Origin of the sequence: Serratia rubidaea, from assembly GCF_016026735.1 — a bacterium.
GTDB classification, from domain to species: Bacteria; Pseudomonadota; Gammaproteobacteria; order Enterobacterales; family Enterobacteriaceae; genus Serratia_B; species Serratia_B rubidaea.
The window spans coordinates 1,171,005-1,186,103 of record NZ_CP065640.1 but is presented as its reverse complement, the minus strand read 5'-3'; the positions used below and the strand labels follow the sequence as shown (position 1 = coordinate 1,186,103).

Here is a 15,099-nt window from a genome sequence, read left to right as displayed (position 1 = left end):
CCTGGTCACTCAGGGGGAAAACGGTGTTTCCGCCCGCCGCAACGGCGGGGAAGGGCGGAGATATAGGGTTAGGGTAGCATAAGCGGATGACAAGACGTGAGAACGGGCCGCTGATGCCGGCCCGCCCGGTTAGTCTTTGGAATGCAGCGGCACGGGCGTCAGCTGTGGGTTAAAGCAGCTTTCATAATAGCTCTGAATGTCGGCCAGCCGGCGACGGTTCATGCGCTGACGCTGGATCAGGCGGAACGTATTGTAACCCAGGCCGATCGTCACCCCGATCAGCAGCAGGCTGGTGCCGAGGTAGCGCCACAGCGTGATGATGTCCGGCTCGCTGTGCAGTGCGATATGGCGGGTGCCGTTGGCGTCGGTGCTGAGGCTGGTGATGACGCCCTGCGCTTCGAACGGCGTATGCAGCAGAACGCTGGTCATCCGCTTCAGCGTATTCCACTGCTCCAGCGCATTGTCTTCATTCGGCGATGCCGCCGGCTGCAGCGTATGGTTCACCAGCTGTTTACCCTCATCGCTGGAAATCAGGAAGCCGCCCGGTGGAGGGCTGTTCAGCGCTGCCGCCGCCTGGCGCGTTTCCTGATAGACGAAGGAGGAGGTGGCGGATTTGGTCAGCCGCTCGAGAGATTCGGCGCTGACCGGGCGCAGCAGGACGTTGACGCCGTCCAGCGAGCCGGAGCGCGCGCGTTTAACCAGGCTGTTCCAGTCTTTGCCGTTGCCGAGGTTCACCAAGGCGTTTTTCAGCCGTACGCAGTCGTTGCTCTCGCCGCACAGGTCGCGGGTCTTCAGCACGATGTCGGAAAAATCATCCAGCAGAATCATGCCGGACTTTTCAATGGCGCTGGCCAGCTGCGGGTTGATTTTCTGGTCGCTGCCGCTGGGGTGCAGCTGGCTGTTGACCGTGGCAAGCAGCGCCGAGGCCTTATCGATAATGTCCGATTCCGGCTGCGGCAGCGGCGCGGCGGTGTTCCAGTAAATGCCGGAGCAGTCGAACGGCATAAAGCCGGCTGCTGACGCATTGAGCGGCGTCGGCGGCACATAGCACATGCCGCTGCCCTGAATTTTCAGGCTGTCGCCAATATGCAGAGGAATACGTTCCAGCGCCTGTACGCTGCTGACTTCGGTGCGCTGTGCGCCCTGCAGCCAGGCGACGCTGAGTTTGAGCGGCAGGCCCAGCGGGATGTAGCTCAGCAGCATGATCAGCACCAGCAGCGAGCTGGCGATCAGCACGGCGTTTTTCCCCCAGTGCTGCAGCGGGAAGTGCTTCATTTCGTCGTGCAGCGACAGGTAGCGCCCCTGACGCACCACCTGGCGGTTAAGGTAGATATCGACGTCGGTAGGCTGCCCCAGGTCCGCGCTGACGAACGACTGCCAGTGCGCGGGGTAGGCCAGATCGACGGTGCCGAGCGAGATGTTGCTGATCTGCCCCTGGCCGGATTCGCCAAACAGCCCCCAGCGCTTCGGCGTGCCGCGCAGGCAATGAATCTCTTTCAGTTCATGATCGGCCGGGCGGCGGAACAGGTTCCAGCAGCCCCAGGCGATCATCAGCACCGCGACGAAAATCATCCACGGCACCACCAGCACCGGGCTGATCAGGCTGAAAAACAGCAGCAGCAGGGCGGCGGAAATGATGCCGGCTTCCCTCAGGCCATTGGGCCTGTTGAGCATATGTTCTTCCGGCGTTTCCTTGCGGATATTCAGCAGCTCGACGTGCTCGCTCTCCTCCTTGCGGATCGAGGCGTTACGCGCCGGTTCGACGCCGACGACCGGCGGCAGCGGCCGATCGTTGATATGGTCGGTGAGCGAGTGGCCGTTGAGGGAGATCACCAGCGGCAGCGTTTGCGTCTTGATGATTTCCACATGGTTGTCGGCGCTGATGTACTGTTCCCAGAACGGCGGCAGGTGCACCTCTTCAGAGTCCAGGTAGTAGCGCCATTTATTGGGCTCATCGCTGGCAAGGCCGTAACGGGTAATGGCGTGGGTGACCGGGTAGACGTTGTCGCTTTGCGGGGTCAGGGTCAGCCTGGTAGCGGACAGGGGCGAACTGCCGGGCAGCAGTTTATTGCCCAGCCGGTTTTGCTGACCGAGGTAGTGCTCGACCGCCGCACGCTCTTCCGACGTCAGTTTGCGGTGCGTCGGCTTGAGAAAGGGCAGTGAACGGGCCAGTACCGGCCGGTTGCGAGCTTTAAACCAAAAATACAGGCCAGCGATGATCAGACAGGCAAGCACTAAGGCCAATATCAACACTATTGTGCTCATGCTATCCCCATATTACGCCGTGACTCCCATCAACCCGATGATAAAGTTGCCTATTATATGCAGTAAATCAGAGTGGGGCATCCGCAGCGTCGGGTAAAACGAAAAAACGCGCGGTTAAACAAGCCCCAAGCTTGCACGATGATAGCAAGCTGTGACTATTGCTAATATCGGCATTATCCTATTTTAACACGATTTATTTGCTGAATTAGCGTAGAAAAAAGGCATCTGCTGGCCGAGGTTGTTAAAAAAAAGTAAATTAACGACGGTGTGCGTTGCGGCCAAGGTTCCCATTAACGCACAATGTGATCAAGATCGACAATGGTCAGCGTTTAAGCATGTCGTCAGCGGCATGCCCGCCAATCATTATTCCGGTTACTCCGTGCTCGGCGCATCTGGCGCGCAGGGGGAACGCATTTTGAGGCAATCATGGATAAACACCTGCAAAAACCTAAAATCCTGAAGGTAGAAACCATCGCACGTTCGCGCTTGTTTAACGTTGAATCTGTCGATCTGGAATTCAGCAACGGCGTGCGGCGGGTGTACGAGCGTATGCGCCCTTCCGATCGTGAGGCGGTGATGATTGTGCCGGTGATTGGCGACGACCTGCTGCTGATTCGCGAGTATGCGGTCGGTACGGAATCTTATGAACTGGGGTTCCCGAAGGGGCTGATCGACCCGGGTGAAGAGGTGCTGGAAGCCGCCAACCGCGAGCTGATGGAGGAAGTGGGCTTCGGTGCGGAACGCTTTGATTTTCTCAGCAAGTTAACCATGGCGCCCTCCTATTTTTCCAGCAAGATGAATATCGTGCTGGCGCATGATCTGTATCCGCAAAAGCTGGAAGGGGATGAGCCGGAGCCGCTGCCGCAGGTGCGCTGGCCCATTGCCAATATGATGGCGCTGTTGGCGGAACCGGATTTTCGCGAGGCGCGCAACGTCAGTGCGCTCTTCCTGGCCGAGGCCTTCCTGCGCGGTTCCCGCTAAACGGCGCGCGTAGCGCATCCGCAGCGGCGCAAATAAAAAGGGCCAGATTTCTCTGGCCCTTTTTTGTGGTTAGAACAGTTCGTGGCTTTCGCCGCCGGAATCCATCAGGGTGGTGCCGGCATCGTAGGTCGGGTACTCCGTCGGCTGGGTGCCTTCGATAAAGTACTCGGAACGGCTGCCCGCGCCGCCTTTCGACAGCTTGCCGGTGCTCTTGTCGATAATGACGCTGATAATACCCTGCGGCGGCGTGGTTTTCTGCTCCGGAATGCCTTCCAGCGCAATCTTCATAAACTCATCCCACGCCGGCTGCGCGCTCTTCGCACCGCCTTCGCCGCCGGAAATCTGGTCCGGAATGGCGCCGGACGCCGTTGAGCGGCCCAGGGTGCGGCGATGATCGTCAAAGCCGATCCAGACGGTAGTGACCGTATCCGGGCCATAGCCGGAGAACCAGGCGTCCTTCGAGCTGTTGGTGGTGCCGGTTTTGCCGCCGATATCGCGACGCTTCAGATCGCGGCCGGCACGCCAGCCGGTGCCCATCCAGCCCGGTTCACCGTAGATGTTGGTGTTCAGCGCGTCGTGGATCAGGAATGACAGCGGCGTGTTGATCACGTGCGGCGCATACTGCTGGTCGCCGTCCTGCAGCACCTGGGCCGGGGTCACCTGCTCCAGCTTCGGCATCGGCACGCCGGAATTGTTATTGTTTTCCTGCGAGACCGCCACGTTTTCCACGTTATCGTCCGACAGTACCGCCGAACGGTGCGTGTCGCCGTAAATCACCGGCAGGTTGCAGCTGTTGCAGACTACTTTCGGCTTGGCTTCAAAAATGGTGTTGCCGGTTTCATCTTCGATATGGGTGATGAAGTACGGATCCACCAGATAGCCGCCGTTCGCCAGCACGGCGTAGCCGCGCACCAGCTGCATCGGAGTAAAGGACGCCGAACCCAGCGCCAACGACTCCGAGTGCACGATGTTCTGCGCCGGGAAGCCGAAACGCTGCAGGTATTCCGCCGCGTAGTCGACGCCCATCGCACGCATGGCGCGCACCATCACTACGTTCTTCGACTGCCCCAGCCCCTGACGCAGGCGGATTGGGCCGACGTAAGTCGGTGGCGAGTTCTTCGGCCGCCATTCGGTGCCGGAACCGGCATCCCAGCGGGTGACCGGCAGGTCGTTCAGGATGGTGGCCAGCGTTAAGCCTTTATCCATCGCCGCGGTATACAGGAACGGCTTGATATTGGAGCCGACCTGACGCAGCGCCTGGGTGACGCGGTTGAACTTGCTCTGGTTGAAGTCAAAGCCGCCGACCAGTGCTTTCACGGCGCCGTCCTGCGGATTCAGCGAGATCAGCGCGGAGTTGACGTCCGGCACCTGCGACAGCCACCAGCTGTCGTTAACCTTACGTACCCACACCTGCTGACCCACCTGCACCACGTCGGTTACGCGCTTCGGCGTCGGGCCTTGCAGCGTATCGGATTTGTAAGGGCGCGCCCAGCGCATGCCCGCCATCGGCAGGGCGATGCTGCTGCCGTCCGCCAGCATGGCGGTCGCCTGCTCGGCGTTGGCGGCGGTGATCACCGCCGGCGCCAGCGGGCCGTAGCTCGGCAGGCCTTTGAGCGAAGTGACGATTTGCTTCTGGTCCCAGGCGGCTTCGCCGACTTTCCACAGCACGTTGGACGGGCCGCGGTAGCCGTGGCGCATATCGTACGCCAGCACGTTGTCGCGCACCGACTGCTGCGCCGCCAGCTGCAGCTTTTTGGTTACGGTGGTGTAGACCTTGTAACCGTCGGTGTAGGCGTTTTCACCGTAGCGCTTGATCATCTCCTGGCGCACCATCTCGGCGAGATACGGGGCGGAGAAGCTGATCTGCGGCGCGTGGTAATTGGCCACCAGCGGCTCGTTACGCGCTTCGTCGTATTGCGCCTGATTGATGTAGTGTTCACCCAGCATGCGGGCCAGCACCACGTTACGGCGCGCCACGGCGCGATCGTGCGAATAGAGCGGGTTAAAGGTGGACGGCGCCTTCGGCAGGCCGGCGATGGTGGCGATTTCGCTCAGGGTCAGCTGGCTGACGTCCTTGCCGAAGTAAACCTGCGCCGCGGCGCCGACGCCGTAGGCGCGGTAACCCAGATAAATCTTGTTCAGATACAGCTCAAGAATTTCATCCTTGGTCAGCATCTGCTCAATGCGCACCGCCAAAAACGCTTCCTTAATCTTACGCATCAGCGTGCGTTCCGGACTCAGGAAGAAGTTTCTGGCGAGCTGTTGGGTGATGGTACTCGCCCCCTGGGACGCATGGCCGGAGACCATCGCCACCGACGCGGCGCGGAAGATACCGATAGGGTCAACGCCGTGGTGCTCATAGAACCGGCTGTCTTCGGTGGCGATAAAGGCGCGCACCATTACCGGCGGAATTTGATCCAGTTTGAGCGGAATACGGCGTTTCTCGCCGTATTGGGCGATCAGCTCGCCATCGGCGCTGTAAACCTGCATCGGGATTTGCAGTCGGACATCTTTCAGCGTTGCGACGTCGGGCAGCTGTGGCTCGACATATTTGTACAAGCCAAAAACCGAGGCTGCTCCCAGCACGATGCAACATACTGCAAGGATTAGAAAATACTTTACGAACTTCACCTGAGATTTCCCATTTTTATGTCATTTGGGCAGTTTATAAACAACCGCGCGGTAGTATAAAGGTAAGGCTTCGCCATGGATATGTTCTTTTATCATCTTACCTTAAGGAGGCGGGTCAAAATATGTTCCCGAACACATGGAATGTGGGGCTCGACATACAGAGCCATAGTCTGCGCGCCGTCGCGGCACAGCGGCGACGCGGCGGCTGGCAGCTGCGGCACTGGTGGCAAAAAGAGTTGCCGTATGCCGTCCTGCGCGACGGTTATCTGGATCAATCCGAAAGTTTGATTCCGCTGCTGCGGCAGTGGCGAACCCGCTTGCCGCGACATATTTCCTTACGCATTGCCTTACCTGTGCAACGGGTTTTACAACATGTCATACCGGCGCCGGACGCGCGGCTGCAGGAGCCGGCGCGCGACCGCTATATCACCGCCCAGGGGGCGAAGCAGTTTCCGCTCGACAGCCAGACGCTGGCGTTGGACTACCGTCCGCCGCAGGAGCAGGCGGCGCAGCTGTTGCTCACCGCCGCCCGGCAGCAGGAGCTGCAGATGTGGCTGGGCTGCCTGCAGCAGGCCGATCTCTCGCCGCAGGTGGTCGATATCACGCCCTGCGCGCTGTTAACCATGGCCGAGGCCGCCGGGCTGCCGCCCGAGGCGGTCTTGCTGCATCGGCTGGACGATCACTGGCTGTGGGCGGCGCCGCGCAGCGTCGCCTTTGCCTGCGGCGTGCTGCGCGAGCCGGAGATCGGCGATGCCGAACGGGCGCTGGCGGCCGTACTGGCCGCCAATGCCGGCGCACAGACGCTGTATTACAGCAGCGTGCTGGATGAACCCGCGCCGGAAGGGGCGCTGCTGTGGTCGCCGCTTGAGGCTTTTCCTTACCGGCAGGCGCCGCTGCCCGCAAAGCCGGGGGCCTTTGTGCTGGCCGGCGGGCTGGCGCTGCGGCAGGAGGACTGCTGATGTACCAGGTGAATTTACTGCCCTGGCGCCAGCAGGCGCAGCGTCGCCGCGCACGCTTCTGGCTACGTTTGCTGACGCTGCAGCTGGCATTGGCGCTGACGATCGCCGCGCTGCTGCTGGCGGGCGTGCGCCACCGGCAGCAGCAACAGCGCAGCCTGCTGCAGCAATACACCCAGCAGAACGAGGCGTTGCAGCAGCAGTACCGGCTGATTCAAGCGGCGACGGGGGAACTGACGCGGCTGAGTGAACGTCAGGCGCAGCATCACCGTAATCAGGCGCATAACCTGCAGTATGCGCGTTTTTTGCCGCAGCTGGCGGCGGCATTGCCGGCCAGCGCGTGGCTGCTTTCGCTGGAGGTGCAGGCGCACCGGTTGCGGGTGCGCGGACTGAGCCAGGGCTATCCGGCGCTGGTTCAGCTGACGGATCGCCTGACGGCGCAGGCGCTCTTGCCCGGGCATCAGTTGGAGGACGTCGCGCAGCGTGCGGATGGCCTGTTCTCTTTTACTCTGACGGCGCCCTGGCGGCGTGATGAGTAGGCCATTACCCGATGAACTCATTCCGTGGCTGCAGCGCCCGGGTTGGCAACTGCTGGCGTTGCAGTGGCTGCTGCTCGGCATTCTGCTGGCGCTGCCCGGTCTGGGGCTGATCCGCGGAGAGTGGCGCCAGTCAGAACGGTTAAGCGATGAGGTCCGGCAGCAGGCGCAGCGCGTCGGCCAACTGCAGCGGCAATTGGCATCGCTGCCGCCGCTGGCGACGCTGGAGCAACAGATTGCGCAGCAGCGGGAGCGGCAGCCGAACGAGCCGGAACTGTCGGCGGTGCTGCAGCAAGCAGGCGTCAGGCTGCTGCGTTGGCAGCGGCAGGAACAGCCGCCGCAGCAGCGGCTTCAGCTGCGCAGCGATTACTTCGCCGTACTGCAACTGCTGGAGAGTTTGCCGGGCACGGTGCGCATCAGCCAGCTGACCCTGGAGATGCGGCCGGAAGGGTTGGGTACGCAATGGCTGCTGCAATAACGCGCGGCGGCTGGCTGACGCTGGCGTGGATAGGGGCGTTGGTGCCCGCACTGTGGGCGGCACAGCCGCGCGATCCTTTCCAGCCGCCGGCGCTGTCCTGCCCCGACGTCGCCGTGTCGCCCGAGCGCTGGCGGCTGGCGGGGATTATCGGCCAGCCGGAGCGTCGTCTGGGCTGGGTCATCACGCCGGAGAGGCGCTGGCTGCGGCTGCAGCTTCGCCAGACGGTGCTGCACGGGCGCTGGCAGGTGACGCATATCGGCACCCGGACGCTGACGCTGCAGGCCGTGGCAGGCGACGCGCTCTGCCCGCCGGCCCCGGGCGATGTCACGCTGATGTTGGGAAATAATAAGGAAGCAACATGAAGGGATGCAAAGGCCTGGCGGGATGGCTGTGTGGTCTATCGTTCGCCGTCATGGCGGCGCCGCAGGATGACGCGCCGGTTTCTCTGGCATTTCATGATGCGCCGGTTGCGCTGGTGCTGCAGGCGTTGGCGGATCACCAGCAGCTGAATCTGGTGACGGCGGAGGCGGTGAGCGGCACGCTGACGCTGCGGCTGAAGGCGGTGCCGTGGCGGCAGGCGCTGGCGGTGATCCTGCGCATGGGGAAGCTGGGCATGACGCTCGACGGCAAGGTGATGACGGTCTTTCCGGCCGAACAGCTGCCGCCACCGCTGCAGACGTTGACGCAGCGGCTGCATCACGCCGAAGCGGCGGCGGTTCTGCAGAGTTTACAGGCGCAGCGCGGCGCGTTGCTGAGCGAGCGCGGCAGCGTTATGGCGGATCCGCGCACCAACACGCTGATGATTCGCGACGAGGCGTCGGCGCTGAAGCTGCTGGCGGGCTGGCTGCAACAGATGGATCAGCCGCTGGAACAGGTGCAGCTGGCGGCGCATATCGTCACTATCGGCAGCGAGGATTTGCACGAGCTGGGCGTCAGCTGGGGGCTGGCGGAGGAGGCGTCGACGGGCAGGGCGCTGCGGCTCGATAACTTCAGCGTCGGTCTGCCGTTGGAGCGCAGCGCGATAAGCGCGGGGTTTCATCTGGCGCGCATCAGCGGACGCATTCTGGATCTGGAGTTGACGGCGCTGGAGCAGGAGAATGCGCTGGAGATTATCGCCAGCCCGCGTCTGGTGACCGCCAACCAGCAAACCGCCAGCATCAAACAGGGGACGGAAATTCCGTATGAGGTGTCCAGCGGTGCCAGCGGTGCGACATCGGTGGAGTTTAAAGAGGCGGTGCTGGGGATGGAGGTGACGCCGAAGATTTTGCCTGACGGCCGCATTGCGTTGAAGCTGCAGATCAGCCAGAACATGCCCGGCCGCGCGATCAAGCAGGGTGAGGGAGAAGCCCTGGCGATCGACAAGCAGGAGATAAAAACGCAGGTGACGGTAAAAAACGGCGAAACCATCGTTTTGGGCGGCATTTTCCAGCGGCAAAGCAGCCGCAGCGCCGATAAGGTGCCGGGGCTGGGCGACGTGCCGCTGCTGGGTTCGCTGTTCAGGCGCAGCGGCAAACAGTATAAAAAGCGGGAACTGGTGATTTTTATCACCCCAACGCTGGTTAAAGGCTGAGCACTCCGCGCTGCGGCGAACGAAAATCTGTTGAAGTTGATGAGCAGATGCACTTTTTTCTCGCCACAGAGACATCTGAGTTTGACGCTGCGGCCGATTTAGCTTACAAGGGTTACCGAATTGAGCTCCGAGGTTTTTTTGTTAACGCTCAGACGCCGTTAAAAACATATGGTTTCCCTCCCGCGGCGTGGATAGCGATTTATTCGGTTGCCAAACTACCAAGAGTGTTGAGATAATTTTTCGTCTGATCTCGCACTATCGCTCATGAGGTTTCAGTTTAGGTCCCGCCGCTGATTTGATTGGCGGGGCGGGTTATCATTAACGAATTGTCTTAGTAATACCGAAAAACATGGCAGAGAAACGCAATATCTTTCTGGTTGGGCCTATGGGTGCCGGCAAAAGCACTATTGGCCGTCAGTTAGCTCAGCAACTCAATATGGAGTTCTTCGACTCCGATCAAGAAATTGAGCGACGTACCGGAGCTGACGTGGGCTGGGTATTCGACGTGGAAGGCGAAGAAGGTTTCCGCGATCGTGAAGAAAAAGTCATTAATGAACTGACGGAAAAACAAGGGATTGTGCTGGCGACCGGCGGTGGTTCGGTGAAATCGCGTGAGACGCGTAATCGTCTGTCGGCGCGAGGTGTCGTTGTTTATTTGGAAACCACCATCGAAAAACAGTTGGCGCGTACCCAGCGTGATAAAAAGCGTCCGCTGCTGCAGGTCGATGAGCCGCCGCGTGAGGTGTTGGAAGCGCTGGCAAAGGAACGCAATCCGTTGTACGAAGAAATTGCCGATGTCACTATCCGTACCGACGATCAAAGCGCTAAAGTAGTTGCCAACCAGATTATCAATATGCTGGAAAACAACTGATTGCGTTCCCCGCGCCGCGATGCGGGGATCAACCACATTGGGGAACTGGGCGCGATATGGAAAGAGTTACCGTAACGCTTGGGGAGCGTAGCTACCCGATTACCATTGCTGCCGGATTGTTTAACGATCCGGCTTCTTTTATGCCGCTGAAGGCCGGCGATCAGGTCATGCTGGTCACCAACCAGACGTTGGCGCCGCTGTATCTGGAGCAGGTGCGTAACGTACTTGAACAGAGCGGTGTGGTGGTCGACCAGGTGATTCTGCCGGATGGCGAGCAGTACAAATCCCTTGCGGTGCTGGAACAGGTGTTCTCGGCGTTGCTGGCCAAGCCCCATGGCCGCGACACCACCCTGGTCGCTCTTGGCGGCGGCGTTATCGGCGACCTGACCGGGTTTGCCGCGGCGTGTTACCAGCGCGGCGTACGTTTTATTCAGGTGCCGACCACGCTGCTGTCGCAGGTGGACTCCTCCGTTGGCGGGAAAACCGCCGTCAATCATCCGCTCGGTAAAAACATGATCGGCGCGTTCTATCAACCGGCTTCGGTCGTGGTTGATCTGGACTGCCTGAAAACGTTGCCGGCGCGTGAACTCTCATCCGGCCTGGCGGAAGTGATCAAGTATGGGATTATTCTTGATGCTGACTTCTTCCGTTGGCTGGAAAATAATATCGATGCTCTGGTCGCGCTGGATATGCAGGCGCTGGCATACTGCATTCGTCGCTGCTGCGAGCTGAAAGCGCAGGTGGTTGCCGCCGATGAGCGTGAGAGCGGCCTGCGCGCCCTGCTGAATCTGGGCCATACTTATGGCCACGCGATTGAGGCGGAGCTGGGCTACGGCGTCTGGCTGCACGGCGAAGCCGTGGCGGCCGGCATGATGATGGCCGCACACACCGCCCATCGGCTGGGGCAGTTTTCCGCAGAGGATATCGCGCGCGTCAGCAACCTGCTGCAGCGTGCGGGGCTGCCGGTGACCGGTCCGCAGGAGATGGCGCCGGCGGCGTATCTGCCGCATATGATGCGCGACAAGAAGGTGCTGGCGGGAGAACTGCGTCTGGTGCTGCCGACGGCGATCGGCGCCGCGGAAGTCCGCAGCGGCGTTGCGCATGACATGGTGCTGGCGTCGATTGAAGATTGTTTGCCGCGGTAAGCCGCAGCCTCTGAACGACGGCCGCGCTCTGGCGGTGCGGTAAAAAGAAGAGGCAATAACAGTGGCTTAGCCGCGGTTTGCATCTATATTATTAATCATGCGAATGGGTTTTGCCCGATTATCATGACTTGAGTTAATCGGCCGTATCGCCGTCGCTTTACCGTGATACGCCCCAGGTGGCTGGTGCTACGCAAGGCGGCCAGCCTGTGGGGTAACAGCCTTTACCTCTCAGTTGGAGGGTTTTAGATGGATGAATTTAAACCGGAAGACGATCTCCGACCCGATAGCAGCGATCGTCCTTCCTCACGGTCGCGTAAAGCGGCCCCCGGCCCGCGTTTCGCCGTTTCACGTCAACATCTGATGATCGGCATCGGCATCCTGGTGCTGTTGCTGCTGATTATCGGCATCGGCTCTGCGCTGAAGGCGCCGACCAAACATGAATCCGCGCAGCAGCAGGGCAGCCAGTCCGGTTCGGCGCGTGATATCAATCTGTCCGGCTCCTCATCGCTGACCACGACCAACAATGGCGTTCCGGGCGGCACCACCGATGCCAACGACGCTAACGGCGTGAACACCACTCAGCCGCAGCAGCCGCAAGAGATCAGCGTACCGCCGATTTCCGGCACGCCGACCGAGGCGCAGCCACAGCCGCAGCAGGGCGGCGCGCAGCAGCGTGTGGATCTGCCTGGCAATATGAACGACGCGCTGTCTGCACAGCAGGGGCAGGTCGATGCCGCCACGCAGGGCATGACGGGCAGCAGCTCAACGCTGCCGACGGCGCCGGCGACGGTGATGGGCGGAGCGAACGCGCCGCGTGAAACGACGCGTCCGGTGCAGAGCCACAGCGCGCAGCCGCATAAAACGCCGGCGAAGAGCGCCAGCAAACCGGCCGCTGCAACGCACAAAGCAAGCAGCAGCAAGACGTCGGCGTCGGCCTCCTCCGGTAAATCCGGTGCGGTCAGCGGCAGCGGCGGTGCTATCCAGTCTGCTCCGGCCAGCCATTTCACGCTGCAGCTGAGCAGCGCGTCCCGTTCCGATACTCTGAACGCGTTTGCCAAACAGCAGAAGCTGTCGAACTACTCCGTGTATCAAACCACGCGTAACGGTAAAGCGTGGTTCGTCCTGGTGAGCGGCGTGTACGCCTCCTCCGGCGAAGCGAAGCGCGCCATTGCGTCATTGCCTGCGGATGTGCAGGCGAAAAAACCGTGGGTTCGTTCCGTACGCCAGGTGCAACAGGACCAGAAAAAGTAATCTGACAGCTTTCAGGCTGCCGTCTTACGCCGCGTGACGACCTTGGGTCCGAGCGATGGCCGGGCGGCGGCCTGCAGGATGAAGGGTATAAATCATTTTAATTTGTGCGCTGATGTGCTGTCTGAAACAGAGTACAATCCGCCGCTCTGAATTGTATAAGTAGCTAACTGACGGCATGAAGAAGAACCGCGCTTTTTTAAAATGGGCTGGTGGAAAATACCCGCTGGTAGATGAGATTCGTCGCCATCTGCCGGAGGGAGACTGCTTAATCGAGCCCTTCGTGGGTGCGGGGTCGGTGTTTTTGAATACCGATTACGATGCCTATATTCTCGCCGATATCAACAGCGATCTTATCAACCTGTATAACATCGTGAAGCTGCGTACGGATGATTTCGTGCGCGATGCCCGTATTCTGTTCGCCGATGAATTCAATAACTCGGATCAGTTTTACCTGCTGCGTGAAGAGTTTAATACTAGCCAGGACGCGTACCGTCGGGCGCTATTGTTCCTGTATCTGAACCGCCACTGTTACAACGGTCTGTGCCGCTATAACCTGCGCGGCGAGTTCAACGTGCCGTTCGGCCGTTACAAGAAGCCTTACTTCCCTGAGGAAGAGCTGTACTGGTTTGCAGAAAAATCGCGCAATGCCACCTTTGTCTGTGAGCATTACCGCGATACCATGTTGAAGGCGACCGCCGGTGCGGTAGTGTATTGCGATCCGCCGTATGCGCCGCTGTCGGCGACGGCGAATTTTACCGCCTATCACACCAACAGCTTCAGCCTGGACGATCAGCAGGGGCTGGCGCAGATTGCGCATCAGCTGTCGGTTGAACATCAGGTGCCGGTATTGATCTCAAACCACGATACCGAACTGACGCGTGACTGGTACCAGCATGCCGCGCTGTATGTGGTGAAAGCCCGCCGCACCATCAGCCGCAATATTCTGGGCCGCAGCAAGGTGAACGAGCTTTTGGCGCTGTATCGCTAAGCCGGAAAGCAGCAGGCGCCCGGCGTATAATGACTACCCCTACGTTTGGAGAAGCGGATGAAAAAGAGTTTGATTGCCCCGTCCATTCTGTCGGCAGATTTTGCCCGCCTGGGCGAGGACACGGCGAACGTATTGGCCGCCGGCGCCGATGTGGTGCACTTCGATGTGATGGATAACCATTACGTGCCGAACCTGACCATCGGTCCGATGGTGTGTCAGGCGCTGCGCAACTACGGCATCACCGCGCCGATTGACGTTCACCTGATGGTAAAACCGGTCGATCGCATTATCCCGGACTTCGCCAAAGCCGGCGCCAGCTATATCACTTTCCATCCCGAAGCCTCCGAGCACGTCGACCGCACCATCCAACTGATCAAAGAGCACGGCTGCAAGGCCGGGCTGGTGCTCAACCCGGCTACGCCGCTGAGCTATCTCGACTACGTAATGGATAAGCTTGACGTCATTTTGCTGATGTCGGTCAACCCGGGCTTCGGCGGCCAGTCATTTATCCACGGCACGCTGGATAAGCTGCGCCAGGTGCGCAAGCTGATTGATGACAGCGGCTACGATATCCGCCTGGAAGTGGACGGCGGGGTGAAAGTCGACAACATTGCTGAAATCGCCGCCGCAGGCGCCGATATGTTCGTCGCCGGCTCCGCCATCTTCGGCCAGCCGGACTACCGCACGGTGATCGACGCCATGCGCAGCGAACTGGCGAAAGTCACCCATGGCTGATTTCAGCGCCATCCGCGCTCTGGCGTTTGACCTGGACGGCACGCTGGTTGACAGCGCGCCGGGCCTGGCCGCAGCAATGGACCGGGCGCTGGCGGAGATGAACCTGCCGCAGCCGGGCATTGAACGGGTCAGCACCTGGATTGGCAACGGCGCCGACGTGCTGGTGCAGCGAGCGCTGCGCTGGGCTGAAGTCGACGAGACGCCGGCGCAGTGCCGACTGCTGCGTGAACGGTTCGACCGCTGCTATGCCGACACGGTCGCCGACGGCAGCCGCTTGTTCCCGCAGGTGCGGCAGACGCTGGCGCAGCTGGCGGAGTCCGGCATGCCGATGGCGCTGGTGACCAATAAGCCGACGCCGTTTGTCGCGCCGCTGCTGCGTTCGCTGGGGATTGCCGACTACTTCTCGCTGATTATCGGCGGCGACGATGTGATTGAGAAAAAGCCGCATCCGGCGCCGCTGTATCTGGTGCTCGGCAAGCTGGGGCTGCGGGCCGGTGAACTGCTGTTCGTCGGCGATTCGCGCAATGATATCCAGGCGGCGCAGGCGGCAGGGTGCCCGAGCGTCGGCCTGACGTATGGTTATAACTACGGTGAAGCGATAGCCCTGAGCCATCCCGACCGCGTGTTGGAACGCTTCGCCGATCTGTTGCCCGTTCTTGGGCGGTCATCCTTAGAAAATCAGGAAATTTAAA

Annotated in this window: 14 protein-coding genes; 12 read left to right on the top strand and 2 right to left on the bottom strand. The window is 60.6% G+C overall.

Annotated elements, in window-relative coordinates; translation table 11 throughout:
• Positions 1-129 precede the first annotated feature (129 nt).
• Positions 130-2,265 carry an intracellular growth attenuator family protein gene (locus I6G83_RS05545; protein WP_054305078.1) on the bottom strand — a complete coding sequence of 712 codons (2,136 nt, stop codon included), beginning with the start codon at positions 2,263-2,265 and terminating at the stop codon, positions 130-132.
• 426 nt (positions 2,266-2,691) lie between these two features.
• Between I6G83_RS05545 and nudE the strand changes: the two genes are divergently transcribed.
• Complete coding sequence (gene nudE, locus I6G83_RS05540) at positions 2,692-3,246, top strand: ADP compounds hydrolase NudE (RefSeq protein WP_015962205.1); 555 nt, start codon at positions 2,692-2,694, stop codon at positions 3,244-3,246.
• A 69-nt stretch (positions 3,247-3,315) separates the two neighbouring features.
• On the opposite strand, the gene mrcA is transcribed toward nudE, so the two are convergent.
• Positions 3,316-5,877, bottom strand: coding sequence for a peptidoglycan glycosyltransferase/peptidoglycan DD-transpeptidase MrcA (gene mrcA, locus I6G83_RS05535; protein WP_054305079.1), 2,562 nt, complete (start codon positions 5,875-5,877; stop codon positions 3,316-3,318).
• Between the two features lie 122 nt (positions 5,878-5,999).
• Between mrcA and pilM the strand changes: the two genes are divergently transcribed.
• The 11 genes from pilM to I6G83_RS05480 all read left to right on the top strand — a co-directional run bounded on the left by pilM (position 6,000) and on the right by I6G83_RS05480 (position 15,098).
• On the top strand, positions 6,000-6,836 hold the full coding sequence (gene pilM / locus I6G83_RS05530) for a type IV pilus biogenesis protein PilM (RefSeq protein ID WP_054305080.1): 837 nt from the start codon (positions 6,000-6,002) through the stop codon (positions 6,834-6,836).
• Positions 6,836-7,372, top strand: a complete 537-nt coding sequence (locus I6G83_RS05525; protein WP_054305081.1) for a PilN domain-containing protein — start codon at positions 6,836-6,838, stop codon at positions 7,370-7,372. The genes pilM and I6G83_RS05525 overlap by 1 nt, the downstream gene beginning before the upstream one ends.
• Positions 7,365-7,847: a hypothetical protein gene (locus I6G83_RS05520; RefSeq protein ID WP_062779276.1), complete on the top strand. Its 483-nt coding sequence runs from the start codon at positions 7,365-7,367 to the stop codon at positions 7,845-7,847. The genes I6G83_RS05525 and I6G83_RS05520 overlap by 8 nt, the downstream gene beginning before the upstream one ends.
• The gene (locus I6G83_RS05515; RefSeq protein WP_082394633.1) at positions 7,832-8,209 is read left to right on the top strand and encodes a HofP DNA utilization family protein; all 378 of its coding nucleotides are present in this window, start codon (positions 7,832-7,834) and stop codon (positions 8,207-8,209) included. Before I6G83_RS05520 ends, I6G83_RS05515 begins: the two co-directional genes overlap by 16 nt.
• Positions 8,206-9,417: a DNA uptake porin HofQ gene (gene hofQ, locus I6G83_RS05510; protein ID WP_072186065.1), complete on the top strand. Its 1,212-nt coding sequence runs from the start codon at positions 8,206-8,208 to the stop codon at positions 9,415-9,417. The genes I6G83_RS05515 and hofQ overlap by 4 nt, the downstream gene beginning before the upstream one ends.
• A gap of 349 nt (positions 9,418-9,766) precedes the next feature.
• The gene (gene aroK, locus I6G83_RS05505; RefSeq protein WP_015962198.1) at positions 9,767-10,288 is read left to right on the top strand and encodes a shikimate kinase AroK; all 522 of its coding nucleotides are present in this window, start codon (positions 9,767-9,769) and stop codon (positions 10,286-10,288) included.
• Between the two features lie 56 nt (positions 10,289-10,344).
• On the top strand, positions 10,345-11,433 hold the full coding sequence (gene aroB, locus I6G83_RS05500; RefSeq protein ID WP_054305084.1) for a 3-dehydroquinate synthase: 1,089 nt from the start codon (positions 10,345-10,347) through the stop codon (positions 11,431-11,433).
• 246 nt (positions 11,434-11,679) lie between these two features.
• Positions 11,680-12,684: an SPOR domain-containing protein gene (locus tag I6G83_RS05495; protein WP_054305085.1), complete on the top strand. Its 1,005-nt coding sequence runs from the start codon at positions 11,680-11,682 to the stop codon at positions 12,682-12,684.
• Between the two features lie 175 nt (positions 12,685-12,859).
• Entirely contained in the window at positions 12,860-13,672 is an 813-nt protein-coding gene (gene dam / locus I6G83_RS05490) for an adenine-specific DNA-methyltransferase (RefSeq protein WP_015962195.1), read from the top strand.
• Positions 13,673-13,729: 57 nt separating this feature from the next.
• The gene (gene rpe / locus I6G83_RS05485; RefSeq protein ID WP_015962194.1) at positions 13,730-14,407 is read left to right on the top strand and encodes a ribulose-phosphate 3-epimerase; all 678 of its coding nucleotides are present in this window, start codon (positions 13,730-13,732) and stop codon (positions 14,405-14,407) included.
• Positions 14,400-15,098, top strand: coding sequence for a phosphoglycolate phosphatase (locus tag I6G83_RS05480; protein ID WP_015962193.1), 699 nt, complete (start codon positions 14,400-14,402; stop codon positions 15,096-15,098). Before rpe ends, I6G83_RS05480 begins: the two co-directional genes overlap by 8 nt.
• Position 15,099: the final 1 nt, after the last annotated feature.

Bases quoted from the DNA above. Each gene is read 5' to 3' on its own strand.
- I6G83_RS05545 (WP_054305078.1), bottom strand. From the start codon at position 2,265: ATGAGCACAATAGTGTTGATATTGGCCTTAGTGCTTGCCTGTCTGATC.
- nudE (WP_015962205.1), top strand. From the start codon at position 2,692: ATGGATAAACACCTGCAAAAACCTAAAATCCTGAAGGTAGAAACCATC.
- pilM (WP_054305080.1), top strand. From the start codon at position 6,000: ATGTTCCCGAACACATGGAATGTGGGGCTCGACATACAGAGCCATAGT.
- I6G83_RS05525 (WP_054305081.1), top strand. From the start codon at position 6,836: ATGTACCAGGTGAATTTACTGCCCTGGCGCCAGCAGGCGCAGCGTCGC.
- I6G83_RS05520 (WP_062779276.1), top strand. From the start codon at position 7,365: ATGAGTAGGCCATTACCCGATGAACTCATTCCGTGGCTGCAGCGCCCG.
- I6G83_RS05515 (WP_082394633.1), top strand. From the start codon at position 7,832: ATGGCTGCTGCAATAACGCGCGGCGGCTGGCTGACGCTGGCGTGGATA.
- hofQ (WP_072186065.1), top strand. From the start codon at position 8,206: ATGAAGGGATGCAAAGGCCTGGCGGGATGGCTGTGTGGTCTATCGTTC.
- aroK (WP_015962198.1), top strand. From the start codon at position 9,767: ATGGCAGAGAAACGCAATATCTTTCTGGTTGGGCCTATGGGTGCCGGC.
- aroB (WP_054305084.1), top strand. From the start codon at position 10,345: ATGGAAAGAGTTACCGTAACGCTTGGGGAGCGTAGCTACCCGATTACC.
- I6G83_RS05495 (WP_054305085.1), top strand. From the start codon at position 11,680: ATGGATGAATTTAAACCGGAAGACGATCTCCGACCCGATAGCAGCGAT.
- dam (WP_015962195.1), top strand. From the start codon at position 12,860: ATGAAGAAGAACCGCGCTTTTTTAAAATGGGCTGGTGGAAAATACCCG.
- rpe (WP_015962194.1), top strand. From the start codon at position 13,730: ATGAAAAAGAGTTTGATTGCCCCGTCCATTCTGTCGGCAGATTTTGCC.
- I6G83_RS05480 (WP_015962193.1), top strand. From the start codon at position 14,400: ATGGCTGATTTCAGCGCCATCCGCGCTCTGGCGTTTGACCTGGACGGC.